Source organism: Lascolabacillus massiliensis (assembly GCF_001282625.1).
In the GTDB taxonomy this organism is placed as follows: Bacteria; Bacteroidota; Bacteroidia; order Bacteroidales; family Dysgonomonadaceae; genus Proteiniphilum; species Proteiniphilum massiliensis.
Window position 1 is genome coordinate 228,659 of record NZ_CTEJ01000001.1, and the last position, 22,137, is coordinate 250,795.

Consider the following 22,137-nt stretch of genomic DNA (forward strand, 5'->3'; position numbering starts at 1 on the left):
TTTACTCTATCACCTATAATTTTCCTGTTAAAGTAAATAATTTATCTTTTGTTCCCCTTTACTTTTTTAAGTTCGATATCCAATCTGCCAACATATACGCCTCTTCCGTTAGTCTGAAATATTGTAACTTCTTTATTATCCAGGTTTTTCCTTGTTGCAGGCTCTTTCATGTAGGTGTGACTGTGACCACCGACAATTAAATCGATGCCTTTTGTGGATTCAGCCAGATTGAGATCTGCATTATATCCCAGGTGAGAAAGACATACAATCATGTCGCATTTATACTTTGTAGTAAGCAGTTCTGCTATTTCATTTGCAGTCTTGACAGGGTCCAGGTATTTCATTCCTTCATAATTACCAGCTGCAATTAAACCTCTTGGTTGTATATTAATTCCGATAACTCCTATCCTTACTCCATCTTTTTTTAAAATAATGAATGGTTTAATAAGATTCTTCAGAGCGGTTTGTGAGAAGTCGTAATTACTGGAAACAATAGGAAAGTTTGCTTCACGAACAACTTTTTCAAGTATTTCTAATCCATAATCAAACTCATGATTGCCTAATGTGGCGGCATCGTATCCCATGAGATTCATAGCTTTAACCTCAACTTCCCCCTTAAAAAGGTTGAAGTAGGGTGTGCCCTGAAGAAAGTCTCCAGCATCAAAAAGTAGTACATTCTTGTTTTCTTTCCTTATCTGATCTATTAATTCTGCACGTCTGACAACACCACTCTTACCAGGGGATGTCCTGTCAGTTTCAGGAAGTGGTTCAATCCGGCTGTGAGTATCGTTTGTGTGAAGTATCACCAGGTTTTTTTGAGAGTAAGCGTTGCAGCTTATGGTTAACAGTAAGCAAATTATATAATATTGTATATTAGTTTTCATATTTTTCCTGTTTATTCAATTACCTCAATACGACCATCAAGAACTGATTTAATCTCATTTCCCTGACGTGTTTGTTCTCTTACCCAATCAATCATAATATCTCGTAATGTAACTCCTGTATCGGTTGTTGATACTGCATCGAGGAAGGCACTCATATTATCGTTACCTCCTGCAAGATAATCAAGTGTTACTATTTTGTAAATCTTATCATTATCAATTGGTTTGCCATCAACTGTGACACTTTTTACTTTGCTGTTTTCAATTTTAAGTTTAACATTAGATGAGATGCCTGCACCTCCGATTCTTGCATATGCATCAAACATTCTCTTCAGGTCTACTCCCTTTAACTCAAGAAATGTAATAGTATTGTCGAATGAGTATATTTCATATAGGTTACCTACTGTAATAGCTCCTTTGGGCATGTTGGCCCTGTGACCGTGAACGTTCATCACTCCAATATCTGCACCACCGGGAAGATGTTCATCGCCATACTTTTTCATTACATCAGAAGTGAAATTTGTAAGCAAACTTTCGGGTCGCTTGTAGTCCATTTGTTCAAATGAATTTCCTATGACTTCATTCATCTCCAGATCCAGGTCGGTTTTGTATGTGTTGACCAGGTTGTGCATTTTTGAATTTGACTGATTGTCAAATGTTGAGTCAACCTCTATTAAGGTGCCATTAATTTCTGCTATTTGATATTGTGATTTGCATGATAGCAGAGAGATTGCCAGGAAGACAATCCATATTGTCTTGATATTCATTCGATTTATTTCTATTTTGGTGTATGAAATTTCAAAAATACGTTTTTTTCTCTATTGTATCAAGAGCAAAAATAGAATAAACATTAAATATTGTTTTAGATGGAAATTAAAATAAAAATTGCTACCTTTGCAACCGCTTTGCTCAATCTCTGTCGAAATTAATTCGTTATATTGGGTTTAAACAGGGTTAATTATTAACATAAAGCATTGAAAACGATGGACTTAATAAAAGTAGCGGAAGAAGCTTTCGCAAAAGAAAAGAAAGAATTCCCAAAATTTAAAAGTGGTGATACGATTACAGTAGCTTATCGTATTGCAGAGGGTAACAAGGAGCGTATTCAGCAATATCGCGGAGTTGTAATTAAAATATCAGGTCAGGGTGAAAATAAACGTTTCACCGTTAGAAAAATGTCTGACAATATTGGGGTAGAACGTATTTTCCCAATTAACTCACCTTTTATTGACAGTATTACTCTTAACAGTCAAGGTAAAGTTCGCAGAACTAAACTTTACTATCTTCGTAGCTTACGTGGTAAAGCTGCACGTATTAAGAAAAAAGGTTATTAATACTCCGCTTACTAACGAAATAAAAATGCTCCGGTTTCTCGGAGCTTTTTTTATGCTTCTTTTTAAACAGAGAAATTTTATTGTTTAACTTTACCGCCGACACAATCATACTATTAATCAATCAAAATATGCTGCATAAGACAGAGGGAATAGTACTTGGATCTTCAAAATATAGTGACCGATATTCAATTGTAAGAATATTTACTCGTAATTTTGGGACTGTGTCTTACCTGTTACCTCTATCGAATAGTAAAAAAGCAAAAATAAAAACATCTCTTTTCTTCCCTCTTTCAGTACTTAATCTTGAAGTTGAGCATATACCCCTGCGCGATGTACACAAATTGAAAGATGCAGAGAGACAGTTCCCTTTGTATGATATTTGCAATAATATGATTAAAGTGTCACTTGCTTTTTTTCTCTCTGAGTTTTTAATGCGTGTTCTTAAAGAATCGGATAATAATGAATTAACTTTTGATTATATAAAGAATTCTGTGGAAGCGCTTGAGGCTGCAAAAAAAGGTGTTGCAAATTTTCATATTGCATTTATAATAGGTTTGACTCGTTTTACAGGTATTTATCCAAATTGGGAAAACTTGTATAATTATGGCTATTTTGATCTGATTAATGGAGAGTTTATAAGTAGTGCGCCTTCTCATAAACACTATCTTAATAGAATGCAGTGTTCTTACTTAGTCCATTTGCAACGTATGAACTATGGGAATATGCACCTGTTTAAGCTGTCTCGAGAGAACAGAAATATGATATTGGATTATCTGATTGAATACTACAGATTACATTTATATGAGTTCCCAAAGCTTAAATCTCTGGAAATATTACGAGAAATGGTTTGATAGAACGGGTAAGATATTATCTATTTGTACGCTTGGTAAATTATTGTTCTTCCTGTAGTGTGAATCTTAAAACTGTCAGAAAGTGATTCATTTAATGATCCTTCCCACCAATTATTCAGCGCTCTGTTCATTAGAGGGTATTTAAGGTTTTCTGTAGTTAATTGTACTTTATCGATAGAAAAAATAGAAACTTTCTCTCCTTTGTAGCTGTTAAATTTTGTAGTTGAATTTATAGGTGTAAAAATTCCCCAATTTGTTACCATAATGATATTAACATCAGAAATATAATCAGCCAGTAATGAAATATTGCCTAAAGTGTGATCCTCCCGCTTGCCGGTACCTCCAACAATAACTATATCTTTTTTACCCCTTTCTATACAAAACTGAACTGACTTAGTGAGGTCATTAGTTTCCTGATCACTGTTCGGATGTATTATGTCTGAATAAAGATCCCTGTTCTCATTAGAGATAGAGTCACAATCACCTACAATAGCATCTGGTTTTCCTCCCTTTTCTATAAACTCGTTTGCCGCTCCATCACTGCAAACAATATATGTTGCACTTTCTATACATGAGAGTGGTAAGGGGTGAGTTGGGAACCGACCGTTTGCAATTATTACTGTTGAAATACTGCTTAGAAGATTTTTCATTTGTGAATCTTTATCATGCAAAGATAATCACCTTCTATATATAAATGAAAAAGAGAGACTCAAAAAAGAGTCCCTCTTCTGTAATCATTTTTATCAATACAAATTAATCTTCCATGTTTTCTATTAATGCAATAGATTTTGGAAATAAAATATTGTTTTCGAGGTGAATGTGCCTGTGCAGATCCTCTTCAAATTCCTGAAGTAAACTTAATGTTACTCTGTAAGTATTGCATGCATCAGCAGGAGGATTATAGTTGTCGGTGAGTTCACTGATAGTTCTGAATCTTTCTCCTTCAACATTATGATCATCTTCCATAAGGGCAATATATTCAGCTGCATCTCCCATCTTTGCAACAGGTTTTTTACCTCCCGATATCTGTGCTTTAACCACTTGTCTGATATATGGGAATAACATTAACTCCTCTTTTCTGAGATGAGCTGTGAGATCTCCTGCAGACTCTTTAAATAAACGTTCTACTTCATAGAGTTCAGGGTGCATGTTGCCATGTACATTTACAATTTTCTCAAGATAAGGAGTGATCTCCGGTATTTTTGAGTCAATATACCTATGGTGAGTCTTTTCTATATAATCAGAGAGTAAATCAAGAGGAAAAGATTTGAAATCGATATCTCCTTGATTCTTTTCACTGGTCACATCATTAAGCTCATTAATAAGAGTTTCTTCATCTATTTGATTTTTTTTGCTGGCATCAGCGATCGTTCTGTTTCCATTGCAACAGAAGTCTATTTTGTATTTTTTAAAAACAGATGCAGCTTTGTAGTTTTCGGCTACTATTTTTCCAATTATACTTTGGTTGTTAATTTCCATTTAGTTTGAATTTAATTAATAATTAATGTTTTACTTTTAAAAACAGTTATAACTATTCTGTTTTATCATCTAATTCTTTTTCTGTAGGTTTTCTTTTCTTCATTATTGTTAATTGATATACAAATAAGAAAAGAGCGATACTTCCTATGGCAAAAATTGTATCACCAATTGTGCGAAGCCATTTAAATACATTTAATAAGGGTTGTTGCATAAACTCAGCTGACCTTGCCCACCACATTCCCTCTTTAACACTGGCTACTGTCTGCATTAGTCCTACAGGCAGAAGACTTAAAACTATCATCAACAGCAGTCCTATGTTAAGTGTCCAGAAAGTGAATGAGATCAGCTTATCGTTCCATTTATGCTTGCGGTACATACTGCGCAATACAAATAGTATCAGCCCAATACCTAACATTCCATATACTCCAAAGAGTGCTGCATGACCATGAACCGGGGTGGTATTTAATCCTTGCATATAGTACAATGCAATAGGAGGATTAATTATGAAACCGAAAATACCGGCACCTAAAAAATTCCAGAATGCTACTGACAACAGGAAGTATATAGGCCATTTGTAATCTTCGAGCCACTCAGTTGCTTTGCTGAGTCGATAGTTATGATATGCCTCAAAACCAATTATTACTAGGGGTACTACTTCAAGTGCACTGAATGTTGCACCTACAGCCATCACTGCTGTTGGTGTTCCCGTAAAATAGAGGTGATGAAAAGTACCTAATATACCTCCTGATAAGAATATTACAGTAGCAAACAGTACATTATTTGTTGCGGACTTTATTCCTAATAGACCCAGACGTACAAAAAGAAATGCGGCAACTACTGTTGCAAATACTTCAAAGAAACCTTCTACCCAAAGGTGGACTACCCACCAGCGCCAATATTCTGCTACAGCCAGATTTGTAGTTCTGCCCCACATAAGACCGGCTGCATAAAACAGAGCAATGGCAGCACATGATATAAGGAAAAGTATTAGCAGACTTTTTTCCGACGTTTTTTTTCTGATAATCGGAAGAATAGGTCTTACCATAAGTGCCAGCCACAGGAATAAGCCTACCACTAGTAATAATTGCCAGAACCGTCCAAGATCTACATATTCATATCCTTGGTGGCCAAACCAAAAATTATTTACCAAATCGAGTCTCTGCATAACCCCAAACCATTGGCCAATTAATGATCCTGCAACAACTATTAACAGGGCAACAAAGAGAACATTAACTCCAATCTTCTGATGTTTAGGATCTCTTCCACTTAATGATGGTGCGATATAAAGTCCTGTTGCTAGCCATGAAGTTGCAATCCAGAAGATTGCAAGTTGTATATGCCAGGTACGTGTTATCGAGTATGGAATAAAGCTTGCAATATCTATCCCATAGAACCCATCACCCTCTACCGAGTAATGAGCTGTTATTACTCCAAGTAGTACTTGTGCCAAAATTAGCAGGTTTACTATCCAGAAGTACTTTTTGACAGCCCACATGGAAGGTGTTATTGTTTGGTTCATAAGTGGGTCTTCGACAGGGCGCAGAATCTCTTCTTCTCGAGAACGTGCCTGAACAAATATCATTATACCTATACCAACAAGCAACATAATTATACTGAAACCGGTCCAAAGAATCAGATCACTGGTTGGTACATTGCCAATTTGTTCATCAGGCGGCCAGTTATGAGTATAGGTAATATTTTCGCCGGGGCGATTGGTAACACATGCCCATGAAGCCCAGAAAAAGAATGTTGACATTTTATTCATTCTGTCTTCACTTTTAATAGAATTCTTTGCAATTGCATATGAAGCTCTAAGTTCGTCGAATTCAGGATTATCCATGAAAATACCGGAATAATACTCATTTAAAAAGAGAAATGCCTCATACCTTTCATTATGAATTACCAGGTTTCCCGTTTTCTCATCATATGTATTTTCTCTTAGAAATCTTTGCAACCTGCTTTCCATAAATGCTTTTTCATCAGGCAATAGTGATTCAAATTCAACACCGTGGTCTTCCTGCGACCATTTATTGAGAAGGAACTTTGCTTCTCTGTGCAGGTAGTCTGCCGTCCAATCGGGTGCAACATATGCACCATGCCCCCAAATTGTACCAACTTCTTGTCCACCCATGCTTTGCCAAATATTTTGACCATCTTTAATATCCTGTCCGGTAAAAAGGACTTTACCTGAAGAGTTTACGACATTAACGGGAATAGGTGGTGCCTTTTGATATATTTGCTTTCCATAGTAAAGCAGCACAGCAAAAGAAAAAATAATAACTGCTGAGAGGGCAATCCAAAGATTTTTCTGTGACATACTGATAATTTTTAAATGTTATAAATTATGTTCTATATTGCTGTTCTGATATAGATATGAATCAATCCTTAAAAATGAATTTATTATCTTATTAAAGACAAAAATATCGGCAATCAGAGCAGATAAAAATTCAATAATAATAATTTCAACTAACGCATAAGCATAAAATCCTTTTTGCCAATACCGGTAGCAAGTTCAAATAATGTTGTAGAATGCAATACCTCTTTCATTTCATTTCTAATTGATGTTACAGTGTTATGCATTGGACATGGTTGATTTTCATCACAATGGCTTAACCCAAGTACACATCCTTTAAAAAAGCTGTTCCCATCAATAGCTTTGACTATGTCGGCAATAGTAATTAAATGCAGATTTTCCTGTTTAATTTCAAAACCACCATTAGGGCCTGTGTAAGAGTCTACTATTTTATTTTTTGAAAGAACTCCAAGAATTTTTCCTGTAAAAGCTTCTGGCGAATCTATATTGCGTACAATATCATCAATTTTAACCCTTCTCTTTTCAATAGATTGAGAGGCGATATATAACGCTGCTTTAATTCCATATTCACAAGATTTTGAAAACATCTATTTCAATTATCTATAAAACTTTGTAACTACAACAATTCTCTAACTATAACAAAGATATGTCTATTTTTTAATTTAAGACAAAAAAGTAGATAAATATTACTGTTAAATTTCAAATTGATAGTATAGTTGTTTAAATAGTATATTTATGCAAATTGGTGTAAATGTTTAATAAAATATAAAAAGTTATCTCCATCAAACAATAGAAGCTGGAAACTGTTCTTAAGTAGATTCATTCTAATTTATTAAAACAAACAAACAGAAAATATTAAAGGAGTTAATATGGCAAAGACAAGTGCTAAAGTTAAGACTGAATTGTCTAAAGATAAATTGCTGGAGATGCACAGGATGATGTTGGATATCCGCAATTTTGATAATAAAGTTAACCGTTTGGTAAAAAGAGGTGTAGTACCTGGTATGACACATTTCTCAGTGGGTGAAGAGGCTGCTAATGTTGGAGCTGTAGCCGCTATTAATATTGGATCAGATCTTATTACATCTAATCATAGAGGACATGGACAGAGTATTGCTCTGGGAATTGATCTAAATGAGATGATGGCAGAGATTATGGGAAAAGCTACCGGAACCTGTAAAGGTAAAGGAGGCTCAATGCATATTGCAGACCTTGATGGCGGAAACCTAGGAGCAAATGGTATTGTAGGAGGGGGAATGGGTATGGCCATTGGTGCTGCACTGACTCAGAAAATGAAAAAAACAGGTAATATCGTTGTATGTTTTTTTGGTGATGGTGCATGTAATGAAGGTACATTTCATGAAACCCTAAATATGGCATCAATATGGAAACTACCTGTTATTTTTTATTCAATTAATAACATGTATGGTATTAGTACACCCATTTCAGACGTAATAAATATTGATTATAATTATAGAAGAGCCGCATCATACGGAATCCCAGGACATTTTATTGAAGATGGAAATGATTTGTTGGCTGTATATAATAAATTTGAAGAGATTGTAAAATATGTTCGTGAAGGTAACGGACCTGTGTTGGTAGAATCTATAACATATCGTTATTTAGGTCACTCAACTTCAGACCCTGGTAAATATAGAACAAAAGAAGAGGTTGATGAATGGAAAAAGAAAGATCCTATTACTCGTTTCGAAAAATATATGTTAGATAATAACCTTGCAACAAAGAAGGAAATAGAAGCAGTTGAGAAGGCCTCTGAGGATGCAGTAGAAGAATCAGTTAAATTCGCTTTAAGCAGTCCTGAACCTACTTTAGAATCTGCTTTTGAAGATATTTACGCACCTTAATTCTAACAATTATATTAATAAAATAGGAGATAGACCTTTGAGGTCTGACACAAACATATAAAACAGCTCAGTTAAATATAGATGGAAAAAGAAACTAAATTAATGTCAGTCCGTGATGCAATAATCATGGCAATGTCCGAGGAAATGCGTCGTGATGAAAACGTTTTCCTAATGGGAGAAGATGTGGGTATTTTTGGTGGTGATTTTGGTACTTCTGTTGGTATGCTTGAAGAGTTTGGTAAAGAGAGAGTACGTGATACACCAATATCAGAAAATGCAATTTCAGGAGCCGCCATCGGTGCAGCAATGACAGGTATGCGTCCAATCGTAGATGTTACCTTTATGGACTTTATTGTTTATATGATGGATAATATTGTCAATCAAGCTGCAAAAACAAGATACATGTTTGGTGGTAAAGGTCAGATACCTGTTGTTTTCCGCGCAGCTGCAGGTGGAGGTGTAGGATCCGCAGCACAGCATTCTCAATCCCTAGAAGCATGGTTTACACATATACCCGGGTTAAAAGTGATTGCACCGGGTACTCCTGCTGATGTGAAGGGTTTACTTAAAGCTGCAGTACGTGACAATAACCCTGTAATTTTCCTTGAGTATAAGGCTCAGTATAATATGAAGGGTGAAGTACCACTCGATCCTGATTTTGTTCTGCCAATCGGTAAGGCCGATATTAAAAGAGAAGGAAAGGATGTGACAGTAGTAACATATGGTCGTATGCTGGAAAGAGTTATGCAAGCAGCTCAGGAAGTTTATGACGCAGAAGGAGTAGAGGTTGAAGTGGTGGACTTAAGAACACTTTCTCCACTTGATAAGGATGCAGTTATACAGTCCGTAAAGAAAACCGGAAAAGTACTGTTAGTAAACGATGCTCACAAAACCAGTGGTTTTATTGGTGAAGTAGCTGCTACAATTGCAGAGAGTGAAGCGTTTGATTATCTGGATGGAAGGATTTTGAGATTAGCAGGAGAAGATGTGCCAATTCCTTATAACCAGACTTTAGAATCTGCAATGATTCCAAGTGTAGAACGAATTAGGAAATATATCCTCAAACTAGTTAATAACAGGTAAAAATCTGAGTTGATGGAAAACAGAAAACTAAGAGCAACACCTGCAGCAAGGACATTGGCAAAACGCTTGGGTGTGGATCTGTTTAATGTAACCGGAACAGGTTATAAAGGACGTATTCACAGAGATGATGTTGCAGGGTTTAACTACGAAGATAAAATACATGTGTCTCCTTTAGCTCAAAAGATTGCTGATGAGCATAATATAGATCTGAAAGGGGTGGTAGGCACCGGTTATCGCAACAAGATCATGAAGGATGATGTTCTTCAACTAATAAATGATCCAGAAATTATATCACGATTTAAGCTTGATGATTTCGGATATCCGACAATTCCTGTTTCAACACAAACCACTAAGCAGACTACCGTTCAGCAAACTCCTGCAGCTGTGAAATCACAGCCGGCTCAGGTCGCAGCTTTTGACGGGGAAACAGAGACAGTTCCGATGACACAGATGCGAAAAATTATATCAAAGCGGATGTCTGAAAGCTTCTTCGGTGCACCTACATTTATTCAAACCTGGGAGATTGATATGACCGAGCTACTTGCTCTGCGTAAGAAACTGATCAACCCAATAATGGAAAAGACAGGTAAAAAGCTTACGGTGACCGATCTTATTTCAATGGCGGTTGTAAAGACTTTGCTGAAACATAAATATATAAACTCGAGCCTGAACAAAGAGGGAACTGAATTAACCTTTCACAACTATGTAAATCTTGGGATGGCTGTTGGTATGGATGATGGATTGCTTGTCCCTGTAGTAAAAGGTGCGGATAAGATGTCGTTAAGTGAATTTGTTGTTGCAATGAAGGATTTAACAGAGCGTACATTCGCTAAAAAACTACTCCCTGATGAGCAGAGTGGAAGCACTTTTACAATCAGTAATCTTGGAATGTATGGAGTGGATGAATTTACTGCTATAATAAATCAGCCAAATTCGGCAATCCTAAGTGTTTCATCAACACAGCAAAGAGCTGTACCTCGTGATGGAGAGATAGTTATTCGCCCAATTATGAAAATAAGTCTGACCGCTGATCACAGGGTAATCGACGGATTAACAGGAGCTAAATTTATGACCGACCTTAAGGCGGCATTAGAGGATCCATTAACATTGTTTGTTTAGAAGACTGGTTTTAAATATTACAATAGGAAAATTTGTACAAAATTGACAATAGAAAAAAAATAAAATATGGCTTTTGAAATAATCATGCCCAAAGCAGGTATAGACATGACCGAAGGGCAAATTGTAAAATGGTTAAAGAAAGAGGGTGATCAAGTAAAAGAAGGTGAGATCATTCTTGAAATTATGACCGATAAAACAAGTATGGAGATTGAGGCTGAGGCTTCAGGTATACTGTTGAAGATTGTTCATAAAGATGATGAAACTGTACCTGTTACAACAGTAATAGGTTATATTGGAGATGAAAACGAATCAATAGATACTCTTATGCCTGAAGAGTTTGAGGATACAGGTGCTGAAGAGAGTGAAGAAGATAAGCGGATGATTCGTCTGGAAGACAATTACAATGTTGCTGTGATAGGCGGTGGTCCGGCTGGTTATGTTGCAGCCATCAGAGCCGCACAACTTGGTGCTAAAGTTGCAATTGTTGAAAAAGGAGTATTTGGAGGTACCTGTTTAAATGTTGGTTGTATACCATCAAAAGCCTATTTGAAAAATGTTGAAATAGTTGAACATATCAAGCATGCTGCTTCCAGGGGTATCATTATTGAAAATCCTGAAATCAAGTTTGATATGGAGAAAGTAGTAGAGTTTAAAAACGGTGTAGTGAAAAAACTCACCACCGGTGTGGAGGCTCTGCTTAAATCCCATGGGGTTGATATTTACAGAGGATTTGGTAAGATCAATAAAAATAAGGATGTTGTCATAGATGATAAGCAGATAATTAAAGCTGACAAAATTATTCTTGCCGGTGGTTCAAAAGTCTTTATGATAGATATACCAGGAATTAAGAATGATAAAGTTCTTACTAGTGACGATCTGCTTGGTTTAAAAGAGGTACCTGAAACAATGGTGGTTTTAGGTGGTGGAGTGATTGGAGCTGAAATGGGCCTTTCATTCGCCGGACTTGGCTCTAAGGTAATCATTGTAGAAATGATGGATCATATTGTATCTATGTTCGACGATGATATTACTGATGAACTTACCAGACTAATTAAGAAAAAAGGTATCGAAATAGTAACTTCAGCAAAGGTTACAGAGGTTGTTGATAAGGGTGATAAACTTGAGATTAAAATTGAAGGTCGTGAATCTGTATTTGCTGATAAAGCATTACTTGCAATTGGCAGGGTACCAGATTTGGAGTCACTGGGCGAAGTTAAATTTGAGACAGAAAGGGGTAGGATAAAAGTTGACAAGTATATGGAAACCAGCGTCAAAGGTATTTATGCTCCTGGAGATATAAACGGAATCAAGATGCTTGCCCACGTTGCATTCCGTATGGGTGAAGTGGCTGCAGAAAACGCAGTTAAGGGGAATCACCGTTCTGTTAAACTATTATCTGCACCATCAGTGGTTTACACACTGCCTGAGGTTGCAATGGTTGGTTTAACTGAAGCACAAGCTCGAGAGAAGTATGGTGATGATATTCGGATTGGTAGATTTAACTTCTCTGCAAATGGTAGAGCACTAGCTTCAAGTGAAGCTGAAGGCTTTGTTAAGGTTATTGCCGATAACCGTTATGGAGAAGTTCTTGGCGTACATATAATAGGACCAACTGCAGCCGAGTTAATAACACAGGCATCTTTAATTATGGAAATGGAAATTACTGTGGATGAAGTGGTAAATACCATTTATGGTCACCCAACTTATTCTGAGGCAATCTTCGAAGCTTTTGCCGATGTACTCGACGAAGCTGTTCATATTCCTAAAAAGAAGAAGAAATAGTACAGTTCCAAAAACCTTAACATACGTACTTTAATTTGAAAGAAGATCAGTTCAGACTTTAATATTAAGTTAGGAGCTGATCTTCCTTTCTTTTTTGTAATTTCGCAAGGATAAAATTTAACAACTTATTTAAAAGTGAAATAAGCATTATTAGGTCATGATATATATTGTAAACAAATCAAATAAGCCCGATTTTAATATTTCTCTGGAGGAGTATTGTTTTAAAAATCTAACTCAATATGGTAAGATATTTATTCTCTGGATAAACGAACCTTCAATTATCGTAGGCAAGAATCAAAATACTCAGGTTGAGATCAATGAAAAATATGTCAAGGAAAATGGGATACATGTAGTACGCCGCATATCAGGTGGTGGAGCAGTGTATCATGATCTGAACAATCTAAATTATACAATAATTTCAAATGAGGATAGTGAAAGTCGGACTTTCGATTTCAAAGCATTTTCAGAGCCTGTAATTCAAACACTTAAAGAGTTAGGTGTTGATGCAGAGTTTTCGGGTCGTAATGATATTACAATTGAAGGAAAGAAAATTAGCGGAAATGCACAGGCATATATTGAAGGCAGGGTTATGCATCACGGATGTATACTCTTTGATGTAGATCTTACAGTACTGCAAAAAGCACTTGAAACATCCAGCGAAGTAGTAGAAGCAAAAGGGGTGAAATCTGTACGTAGCAGAGTAGATAATATTTTGCCCAACCTCCCGGAAAAGATAACAGTAACTGAATTTGCCAATAAGATACTTGAACAAATGAAAAGAAAATATCCAGAGATGGTTGAATATAAATTCAGTGAAAATGAATTACTTGAAATAGAAAAAAGAAGGAAAGAGAAATTTGGAAACTGGGAATGGAATTATGGTTCTAATCCTGTTGCTGAAATTGTACGTAACAGAAGATATCCGGGTGGAAAGATCCAGGTGTTTATAAATACCAAAAAAGGATTAATTGATGATATAACCTTTTTCGGTACTTTTTTTGGAGTAAAAAGCGATCTGACTGATTTTCAAAACAGACTAAAAGGAATAAAGTATGAAAAGGAAGATGTTTTTAAAGCAATAAAAGATATAGATATAACTCCTTATTTTGCTGGATTCTCTACTGAAGAACTGACAGATGCTATAGTAGATTGATACTGGTTTAGCATAATCTTCTTCCACTTAAAGTACCCAAAAACTGATATGACTGAATAGATACCAAAAAGAACAGATGTGGGGTAGAGTCCCTTCCAAATATACAATCCGCACGACGCAATATTTACTGCAAACCAGAACCACCACTGCTCTACATACTTTTTAGCAAGTAGCCACATACCTAATATACTTAGAGCAGTGGTGAAACTGTCACCAAATGGAACCGGACTATCGGTAAATCGAACTAATATAAATGCAATAATTGCAAACAGTAAAAGAGCTGTTACCGTTATAGGCAAAATATGTTTGTTTGGTGTATGTGTAATTGGGAGCTCATCCTGGCCATTATTTCTATGCCTGTTCCAAAGAATCCAACCATAAATACTTGCAAAGAAGTAGTAAATATTAACCCCCATATCGGCATAAAACTTACTATTGAAAAAAATCCATACATATACAACAGGCATAACAACACCAACCGGCCATAACCATTTGTTGGCTTTGTATTCGAGATACAGGTACAATAACCCGATTATGGCTCCAATTATTTCTATTGTCTGCATGAATGTTGTTTTGCTTTAAAATACAAAGTTAATATTACTACTCATTAAAGAACGTTAGGATTCATAATACTGTTAAAAAGAAAGCGTAAGGCGTGCCATATAGTTACGAGTAGCCTGCGGGTAATATCCTATCCAGTTTATCAAACTACCATCAGAAAAAGTATCTGTAGCGGCCCAACCATTAGCAACATACTCTTTATTAAACAGATTATTCATATAAACCTGTAAATTAAATGTTCCTATAGATATTTTTTTAAATGTATAACCTGCAGAAAGATTGCAAACAAAATATGCATCAATAGATTTTGCATCATCAGATGTGTTATCCATATACTGTTTACCTACATACTTACCCATCAGGTTCAGATAGAATATATCTGCAGGTTGCCAGGTAATGGAAGCAGCACTGATAATATCAGGAGAGAAAGATATGTTAGTATTTCCATACTCCTTTGATATCTGACCTTCCCAGTTCCAGTTATCCTGATTATCATAATGATCAAACCATGCAACATAGTTTTTTATCATATTCCTGCTTAATGTAATGTTTGCATCAAGGAGAAATTTATTATTCCAAAAAGGAACAGCAGCCTCAAGCTCAAGACCCGTACGATAGCTGTTTTCTACATTCTCCATCAACTTATAGCCCACATCATTGAGTTTACCTGTTTGCACCATTTGATAGTGGTAATCCATATAATATAAATTAGCTCCCAGGTTCACACCATTTTTACCAGTGAAATGATAACCCAATTCATAGTCAATCATTCGCTCAGGCTTAATAGGATTTACTGACTCTCCTTTAATACCATCCTTAAGATCTGCGCGCAGAGGTTCACGCTGACCTATTGCTAATGATACAAATATTCGATTACTGCTGTTGAGATTATAATTAATACCGGCTTTAGGATTGAAAAAATTGTATATGAACTCACCTGTAAGATCTTTCATATCATCATCAGTGCCACTTAATTTATATATAACTCTTCTGAATTGCAGATCACCGAAAAGAGATAGTCTATCGTTAATCTGATAATCAACTTTTGAGAAAATATTGAATTCACTCTTTGTGCCAATATTTCGATACCATTCAATTTCATATTCATCACCAACCCAATTTTTTATCCACGGAAGCCTTCCAAAATGATCACCGTCATAATAGCTGTACATTCCTCCAAATGTCAGTTTAAAACTGTTCAATGAATAGTTCAAACCCAGATTTGCAACATAGAAATCATTCTCCAACATTTTGCGTCTTACAAAATCAGATCTACTATAGGTTATACCATCTATAATTTGATCATCAAGTCCAAACTCAGAAAACTTTCTGTCCTCTCTGTAATTCTCATAATACCCATAACCATAATTATAGCTTATGCCTGCATTTAGAGAAAGCTTTCGATTAATTTCACGAGAAAGGACCAACTGAATAATGTCAGAATAATAATTATCCGTTTCATTATCATAATATAGTCGGTTTCCCGCTTCATCATAATATTCACCTGCCGGATTATATCTTCTGCCATATTCATAATCTTTCATCTGTTCTTCCGAAACACCCTCCCAAGTGATACCAGTATGCTGAATTCCTTTAATGTAACTCAATCTGAGAAGTTGTTTGTCAGTATAGTGGGATAAAGCAGCATAAAAGTTTGTGTGATCAACAGTCCCGTTTCTTATATACCCTTCACCAATAACCCTTGAGAAACGGGCATCAAAAGACAAACCATTGTCCAGTATACCTGTACCCACAGCACTGCTAGATGAGAACGTACCGTAACTACCAACTGCAGTAGAAGTTTCTCCATAAGATTCAGAACGAGCTCCTGTGGTTTGTAAAGAGATACTTGCACCAAAGGCAGCAGAACCATTTGTAGAAGTACCTACTCCTCTCTGTATCTGTATATTCTGAAGTGAGTTGGACAGATCAGGCAGATTCACCCAGAACACCTCCTGCGTTTCAGGATTATTAAGAGGCATCCCATTAAGAGTCACATTGATACGTGTAGCATCTGTACCACGTATCCTCAAATAGGTATTTCCTACACCAAGTCCATCTTCTGTGAAAGATACAAGGGATGGTGTTGTTTGCAGAATTGCAGGAATATTACGTGCTGCATTATCTCTTCTTATTTCTGACATCGAAATGTTTGAGTAGGATACCGGTGTATTTGCACCTGCACGAGTTCCTGAAACAATTACCTCCTCTAATTCGATATGACTAAGACTGTCAGGGGACATTGCCCCTAATTGATAACCTGCTGCTGATATATAAATCAGCATAAACAATAAAAAAACCTTTTTCATTTACTAAAATTTTTACAATGTGCAGAGTAATTAAACTAATCAACTCTGACATCCGGTTTGTTAAATAAAAAAGGGGATAAAAAAGATAAATACCATAATCACTCAAATGTGATTTTTACTCCCTCCGCCGGCATTATCCGGATCAGGTATTTTGGGTATGATCTCAGCCTGTTATATTAGGCACCCCCGTTGAATTAAAGAACAAAGGTATATCCTTTTTGTTCATTTACAAAAATTTCTACATTCATTTAATATTATCTGAATTTATTAGTAATTTCGTATAATTAGAATAGATAACAGGTAAGTTTAACAAGCAATTCGAGCATTAAACTTATTGTTTAAAAAATGGTCTGATACATTCCGGTGCAAGTAAAACATATAGAATATAACTATTTACAATGATAGATGAGGAAAAATTAATCGATGAGGATCAGATGATTGAAAATGAGTTTCAAGCACTACTGAACGATTATTTGAATTCTAATCACCGAAGAAAAGTAGACGTGATCACACGTGCTTTCAATATGGCGAAGGAGGCTCACAAAGGAGCTCGCCGTCGCTCAGGAGAACCCTATATCATGCATCCTTTGGCGGTTGCCCGTATTGTATCCAAAGAGATTGGTCTGGGTTCAACATCAATTTCGGCATCGCTTCTACATGATGTAGTAGAAGATACCGAATATACAGTAGAGGATATTCGTGCGCTTTTTGGAGATAAGATAGCATCAATTGTGGACGGTCTGACGAAAATATCCAGTGGAATGTTTGGTGAAAATGTTTCAGCACAAGCAGAAAATTTCCGAAAACTGCTATTAACAATGTCAGATGATATACGTGTAATTCTGATTAAGATTGCTGACAGACTACACAACATGCGCACTCTATCATCAATGTCTTCAACGAAACAATATAAAATTACTGGAGAGACATTATATATTTACGCACCTTTAGCACATCGACTGGGACTCTTTGCCATAAAGACTGAACTGGAAGAACTATGTTTCAAGTATGAGCATCCTGATACTTATGCTGAATTAACCAGAAAAATTAAGGAAACAGCTCCTGAGAGGAATAAGATATATGAAAACTTCGCAGTCCCTGTTGTTGAGTCTCTTGATAAAATGAATATCGAGTATGAGATGCGGGCAAGGGTAAAATCTGTTTATTCCATTTGGAATAAGATGCAGAAAAAGGGTATTGATTTTAGCGAAGTATACGACCTTTTTGCAGTACGTATAGTATTTGAAATGACACCCGGTATTGATGAGAAAAAGCAGTGCTGGGATATCTATTCTGCAATAACGGATATTTACAAATTGCGTCCCGATCGTATACGTGACTGGGTTAGTCACCCCAAAGCTAATGGCTATCAGGCATTGCATCTCACTGTTATGGGGCCCGACGGTAAATGGATTGAGATTCAGATAAGAAGCCGGCGTATGGATGATATAGCAGAAAAAGGCTTCGCTGCACACTGGAAATATAAAGAAGATAGGATTGAGGAAGATAATGAACTTGATAAATGGCTGAAAACAATTCAGGAGATATTATCCAATCCAAACCCTAATGCAATAGATTTTCTGGATACTGTGAAAATGAACCTGTTCTCATCAGAGATATTTGTATTTACACCTAAAGGTGAAATAAAGACTCTGCCTCAGGGAGCAACAGCACTCGACTTTGCATATTCTATTCATACACGTATTGGAGATCATTGCCTTGGAGCAAAAGTTAATCATACTCTAGTTCCTTTGAGTCAAAAGCTAAGAAGTGGCGATCAGATAGAGATACTAACATCACAATCAGTAAATCCTCAGCCAGAGTGGATAAATTTTGTTACTACAGCCAAGGCAAGAACTAAAATTGAAGCTTCACTCAGACGACAACGACGACGTATAGCTGATAAAGGAAAGAATATTTTAGTAGAGCTATTTGAACAGGAGGTAATTGATAATACAACCTTCAATAAGATCCTTCATATGTACAAAGCTGAAAATAAAGAGGATTTGTACTATATGATTGGTAATAATGATATAATTCTGCCTGCAGATAAAAAAGCTTTTATAAAGATCAAAGATGAGCCTGAGAAGAAAGACAATCTTTTTGTTCGATATGTTAAACAGGCAATGAGTGCAATAAAAAAACCTGCAGGTGAACAGAAAGTAAAAAAGAAAGAAGGAGAGGAGTTAACGGAAGAAAGAGAAGAACTGAATTTAACTTCAATACTTCAGCCTATATCCAAAATAGACAGAAAGGCTGTTTATAACCTTAAAGAGACAAATTATAAAAAGAATTTTATTGTTCCATCATGTTGCAATCCACTGCCGGGTGATGATGTTTTTGGATTTGTAACCGAAAAAGAGGAGCTTGAGGTTCACAAACGTTCTTGTCAGACTGGATTAAAACTGAAATCTAGTTTTGGAGACCGAATAGTAGATGTTGCATGGGGTGATTACAGGCAGTATTCATTTCTTGCTTCAATTGTATTCACAGGTATAGATAGAGTAGGGATATTAAGCTCTATACTTGCAAAGCTTGCCGAGGATGCAGTGTTGAATATCCAAAGTGTAAATGTATCATCTAATGATGGTATTTTCGAAGGTGTATTTAATATTCATGTGCATAGCGCAGAAGAGGTTAACCAACTATGTGCTAAAATAGCAAAAGTGAACGGTGTTACCACCGTTCACAGATCTAATCTATAAATAGAAATTTAGAATTATTTTTTTCTCCTGCCTCTCCTGCCAAAAAGTATAGATGTCATTTTTTTGGCACCAAAGGCAATAAGAGCAGGTTTTGCAAGATTCCATGCTGCTGAACCTATAACTGGTAAATTGGACAGAACTATCTGTGTTACCGTGTTATGCAACCATGGATTACGTGCTTTTGTTATAAATGGTGTAACTGAAGTGGAAGAAACAGAGGACATATTATCCATAGTTTCCGAAAACTTAGACTTTATGGAAGAGGCAACACCTTTTGTAAGCATCGAACCCCAGTTATCATTCAAATACTGTAATTGATATGATAAGCGCTGACTTGCAATTTTACGCTCTTCTCTGAAGTGTCTCTTTTCAAGTCGAAGTTCTTCTAATGGGTCTAACCTATACTTACTCATTTGTTACTGATTTTTATCATCTTTATCATCCTGTTTCAATAAGAAACGCACGATACTATTGGTGAAACTCCTCTGAATTGGTTTTCTTACTAACAATAGTATAAATACAACCAATAAAGTAAATGCAGCCACAATGCCAAATCCCATCCAAAGGCTGCCTAGTAATTCTCCCAGGTATATACCTGCACTTACCAGTACAAATAACAAAGCTATTGTACCGGCACCGGCAAGAATCAAGCCGTATAAAAATGCAGATGAACCTAAGCTAAGCTTTTCAAATGCTTCCAGTTTTCCGAGTTCGAGTGTGCTTTTGATAAATTTTCCAACATCATCTCTCATTTCCTCGAACAGCGTACTTACTTTTTTCTCTTCCATTTCAGTACTTTTTAGAGGATAATATTATTGTTTAGCAAGTTCTTTTTTTGCAATATCAGCAATATCGTCAATGTCCTCTTTTAAATCCTGAACTTCACTTTTTCCTTTGTAAACAGCCGATTTGACATTTGCTCTGATTTTGTCAGCGAACTCATTTGCTTGCTCAAGCCACTCTTCTCTTTTATCTGTTCCCATTATATAACCAACTGCAGCGCCTAGTGCAATTCCAATACCTAAACCTAATAATAATTTTGCTTCTGATTTCATAATTTCTGCGTTTAATAGTTTGTTATTTTTAAATAGATCTCATTGATAGAACTTGAATTTTCGGAGTACCTCGCTGTACAACTGTTATTTGGTTCTGTTAAAGTAAAACGCTTTATTAACAAAATTGTTTATATTCTATTTTGCTAAATTATATAGAATCTACTGTTTCTCCAAATAAAGTTGCTGATGTAAAGCCTGTTATTTTAACTTTCACAAATTGTCCTATTCTATGATTCTTTTTATCAAATATTACAACTTTATTCTGTTCATTGCGGCCGAATAGCTGTTCTCGTGAACGTTTGGAGAAGCCCTCAATAAGAACTTCAAACTCCTTATTCATATCTCTTTCATTACTTGCTCTTGAAAGCTCAAGCTGAAGATCTATAATTTCTTGAAGTCGGCGTGTCTTTACATCCTCCGGTACATTATCTTCAAGTTTTTTAGCTGCGTAGGTGCCTGGACGTTGAGAATATTTAAACATAAAGGCAGAATCAAATCCTACCTCCTTCATAAGTGAAAGTGTCTCTTGATGATCCTCTTCTGTTTCTGAGTGAAAGCCGCACATGATATCTGTAGATATACCACAGTCGGGTATAATTCTCTTAATCGCAGCTATTCTTTTCATATACCACTCTCTGTTGTATCTTCTGTTCATCAGTTTCATCATTCTTGAACTTCCAGACTGAACAGGTAAATGTATATAGTTCGCCAGGTTCTTGTATTTTGCAATTGTCTCCAATGTCTCGTCATTCATATCCCAGGGGTGAGAAGTTGTAAACCTAATGCGCATTTCAGGTGCTGCTTCTGCAACCATAGCCAAAAGATCGTGAAAATCAACTTTGGTATCACCATCTTTATAACGATATGAGTTCACATTCTGACCTAACAGTATAACTTCCCTGAATCCTTTCATCTGCATATTCTTTAACTCATTAAGTATGCTTTCAGGTTCTCTGCTTCGCTCACGTCCTCTGGTAAATGGAACAATGCAATATGTACAGAATTTATCACATCCGCGCATAATTGAGATATAGCCTGATATGTTGCTGCCATTGAGTTTAAGCGGCATAACATCTTTATAAGTCTCTGTTTTGGAGAGCTCAACATTCATAGCTTTCTCTCCCTGTTCAGCAGCACCTACAAGATTGGGTAAATCAAGGTAGGCATCGGGTCCCACAACAACATCCACGTTATGGTTATCTATCAGGTCAGATTTAGCCCTTTCAGCCATACAACCCAATACTCCAATAATCAGGCTGTCTTTTCTTTTTCTTCTTAGAGAGTTGAAGTATTCAAGTCTCTGTATCACTTTTTGTTCTGCATTTTCTCTTATAGAGCAGGTATTTACAAATATTGCATCTGCTTCACTGTCATTTTCAGTTAAGCTATATCCATCCATCTCCATAATAGAAGCCACCACTTCGGTGTCAGCAACATTCATCTGGCAACCGTAAGTTTCTATGTAAAGTTTTTTGTCTTGTATTTCGGGGTTCATTGTTGTCCTTTTTTTTAATAAGCTGTGATATTAATGCTATTTGCTAATAAATTATTATTTAGCCGTATAAGAAAAGTTAAATCTGAAAGATTAATCGCATTTTAAGTTGTATTATTATCTTAGTTGTCTTATTTTTGCAGTAAGGAAAAAA

General features: G+C 36.0%; 20 protein-coding genes and 1 riboswitch. Of the genes, 8 read left to right on the top strand and 12 right to left on the bottom strand.

What is annotated here, in order from left to right; all coding sequences use genetic code 11:
- Window positions 1-41: 41 nt before the first annotated feature.
- Both BN1354_RS00945 and BN1354_RS00950 read right to left on the bottom strand, forming a co-directional pair.
- A complete protein-coding gene (locus BN1354_RS00945; RefSeq protein ID WP_053825967.1) occupies window positions 42-884 on the bottom strand; it encodes a bifunctional metallophosphatase/5'-nucleotidase in 843 nt (280 codons plus the stop codon).
- 11 nt (window positions 885-895) lie between these two features.
- Entirely contained in the window at window positions 896-1,648 is a 753-nt protein-coding gene (locus BN1354_RS00950) for a 5'-nucleotidase C-terminal domain-containing protein (RefSeq protein WP_053825968.1), read from the bottom strand.
- A 216-nt stretch (window positions 1,649-1,864) separates the two neighbouring features.
- Between BN1354_RS00950 and rplS the strand changes: the two genes are divergently transcribed.
- Together rplS and recO are read left to right on the top strand one after the other, a co-directional pair.
- On the top strand, window positions 1,865-2,215 hold the full coding sequence (rplS, locus tag BN1354_RS00955) for a 50S ribosomal protein L19 (RefSeq protein ID WP_045090145.1): 351 nt from the start codon (window positions 1,865-1,867) through the stop codon (window positions 2,213-2,215).
- A 128-nt stretch (window positions 2,216-2,343) separates the two neighbouring features.
- The gene (gene recO / locus BN1354_RS00960; protein WP_045090144.1) at window positions 2,344-3,066 is read left to right on the top strand and encodes a DNA repair protein RecO; all 723 of its coding nucleotides are present in this window, start codon (window positions 2,344-2,346) and stop codon (window positions 3,064-3,066) included.
- A 20-nt stretch (window positions 3,067-3,086) separates the two neighbouring features.
- Here the strand turns inward: recO and BN1354_RS00965 are convergent, their stop codons facing one another.
- The 4 genes from BN1354_RS00965 to BN1354_RS00980 all read right to left on the bottom strand — a co-directional run bounded on the left by BN1354_RS00965 (window position 3,087) and on the right by BN1354_RS00980 (window position 7,446).
- Window positions 3,087-3,716: a thiamine diphosphokinase gene (locus BN1354_RS00965; RefSeq protein ID WP_045090143.1), complete on the bottom strand. Its 630-nt coding sequence runs from the start codon at window positions 3,714-3,716 to the stop codon at window positions 3,087-3,089.
- Window positions 3,717-3,819: 103 nt separating this feature from the next.
- Complete coding sequence (ric, locus tag BN1354_RS00970; RefSeq protein ID WP_197271951.1) at window positions 3,820-4,545, bottom strand: iron-sulfur cluster repair di-iron protein; 726 nt, start codon at window positions 4,543-4,545, stop codon at window positions 3,820-3,822.
- Between the two features lie 52 nt (window positions 4,546-4,597).
- Window positions 4,598-6,862: a nitric-oxide reductase large subunit gene (locus BN1354_RS00975; RefSeq protein WP_197271953.1), complete on the bottom strand. Its 2,265-nt coding sequence runs from the start codon at window positions 6,860-6,862 to the stop codon at window positions 4,598-4,600.
- 149 nt (window positions 6,863-7,011) lie between these two features.
- Window positions 7,012-7,446, bottom strand: a complete 435-nt coding sequence (locus BN1354_RS00980; protein WP_053825970.1) for an RrF2 family transcriptional regulator — start codon at window positions 7,444-7,446, stop codon at window positions 7,012-7,014.
- A 282-nt stretch (window positions 7,447-7,728) separates the two neighbouring features.
- On the opposite strand from BN1354_RS00980, the gene BN1354_RS00985 reads away from it, so the two are divergent.
- The 5 genes from BN1354_RS00985 to BN1354_RS01005 all read left to right on the top strand — a co-directional run bounded on the left by BN1354_RS00985 (window position 7,729) and on the right by BN1354_RS01005 (window position 13,861).
- A complete protein-coding gene (locus tag BN1354_RS00985) occupies window positions 7,729-8,724 on the top strand; it encodes a thiamine pyrophosphate-dependent dehydrogenase E1 component subunit alpha (RefSeq protein ID WP_045090140.1) in 996 nt (331 codons plus the stop codon).
- A gap of 81 nt (window positions 8,725-8,805) precedes the next feature.
- The gene (locus BN1354_RS00990; RefSeq protein WP_045090139.1) at window positions 8,806-9,807 is read left to right on the top strand and encodes an alpha-ketoacid dehydrogenase subunit beta; all 1,002 of its coding nucleotides are present in this window, start codon (window positions 8,806-8,808) and stop codon (window positions 9,805-9,807) included.
- A 12-nt stretch (window positions 9,808-9,819) separates the two neighbouring features.
- Window positions 9,820-10,926, top strand: coding sequence for a dihydrolipoamide acetyltransferase (locus BN1354_RS00995; RefSeq protein ID WP_053825971.1), 1,107 nt, complete (start codon window positions 9,820-9,822; stop codon window positions 10,924-10,926).
- A gap of 66 nt (window positions 10,927-10,992) precedes the next feature.
- The gene (lpdA, locus tag BN1354_RS01000; RefSeq protein WP_045090137.1) at window positions 10,993-12,708 is read left to right on the top strand and encodes a dihydrolipoyl dehydrogenase; all 1,716 of its coding nucleotides are present in this window, start codon (window positions 10,993-10,995) and stop codon (window positions 12,706-12,708) included.
- Window positions 12,709-12,865: 157 nt separating this feature from the next.
- A complete protein-coding gene (locus BN1354_RS01005; protein ID WP_053825972.1) occupies window positions 12,866-13,861 on the top strand; it encodes a lipoate--protein ligase in 996 nt (331 codons plus the stop codon).
- Here the strand turns inward: BN1354_RS01005 and pnuC are convergent.
- Both pnuC and BN1354_RS01015 read right to left on the bottom strand, forming a co-directional pair.
- Window positions 13,810-14,424: a nicotinamide riboside transporter PnuC gene (gene pnuC / locus BN1354_RS01010; RefSeq protein WP_045090135.1), complete on the bottom strand. Its 615-nt coding sequence runs from the start codon at window positions 14,422-14,424 to the stop codon at window positions 13,810-13,812. The two genes, BN1354_RS01005 and pnuC, sit on opposite strands and share 52 nt — an antisense overlap.
- A gap of 72 nt (window positions 14,425-14,496) precedes the next feature.
- Window positions 14,497-16,731: a TonB-dependent receptor gene (locus tag BN1354_RS01015; RefSeq protein WP_053825973.1), complete on the bottom strand. Its 2,235-nt coding sequence runs from the start codon at window positions 16,729-16,731 to the stop codon at window positions 14,497-14,499.
- A gap of 102 nt (window positions 16,732-16,833) precedes the next feature.
- Window positions 16,834-16,929, bottom strand: a riboswitch (TPP riboswitch).
- A gap of 200 nt (window positions 16,930-17,129) precedes the next feature.
- On the opposite strand from BN1354_RS01015, the gene BN1354_RS01020 reads away from it, so the two are divergent.
- Window positions 17,130-19,436 carry a RelA/SpoT family protein gene (locus tag BN1354_RS01020; RefSeq protein WP_053825974.1) on the top strand — a complete coding sequence of 769 codons (2,307 nt, stop codon included), beginning with the start codon at window positions 17,130-17,132 and terminating at the stop codon, window positions 19,434-19,436.
- Window positions 19,437-19,450: 14 nt separating this feature from the next.
- On the opposite strand, the gene BN1354_RS01025 is transcribed toward BN1354_RS01020, so the two are convergent.
- The 4 genes from BN1354_RS01025 to miaB all read right to left on the bottom strand — a co-directional run bounded on the left by BN1354_RS01025 (window position 19,451) and on the right by miaB (window position 21,986).
- Entirely contained in the window at window positions 19,451-19,849 is a 399-nt protein-coding gene (locus BN1354_RS01025; protein ID WP_053825975.1) for a hypothetical protein, read from the bottom strand.
- 3 nt (window positions 19,850-19,852) lie between these two features.
- Window positions 19,853-20,224 carry a phage holin family protein gene (locus BN1354_RS01030; RefSeq protein ID WP_053825976.1) on the bottom strand — a complete coding sequence of 124 codons (372 nt, stop codon included), beginning with the start codon at window positions 20,222-20,224 and terminating at the stop codon, window positions 19,853-19,855.
- 24 nt (window positions 20,225-20,248) lie between these two features.
- Window positions 20,249-20,491, bottom strand: a complete 243-nt coding sequence (locus BN1354_RS01035) for a YtxH domain-containing protein (protein ID WP_045090131.1) — start codon at window positions 20,489-20,491, stop codon at window positions 20,249-20,251.
- Window positions 20,492-20,639: 148 nt separating this feature from the next.
- Window positions 20,640-21,986, bottom strand: coding sequence for a tRNA (N6-isopentenyl adenosine(37)-C2)-methylthiotransferase MiaB (gene miaB, locus BN1354_RS01040; RefSeq protein ID WP_053825977.1), 1,347 nt, complete (start codon window positions 21,984-21,986; stop codon window positions 20,640-20,642).
- Window positions 21,987-22,137: the final 151 nt, after the last annotated feature.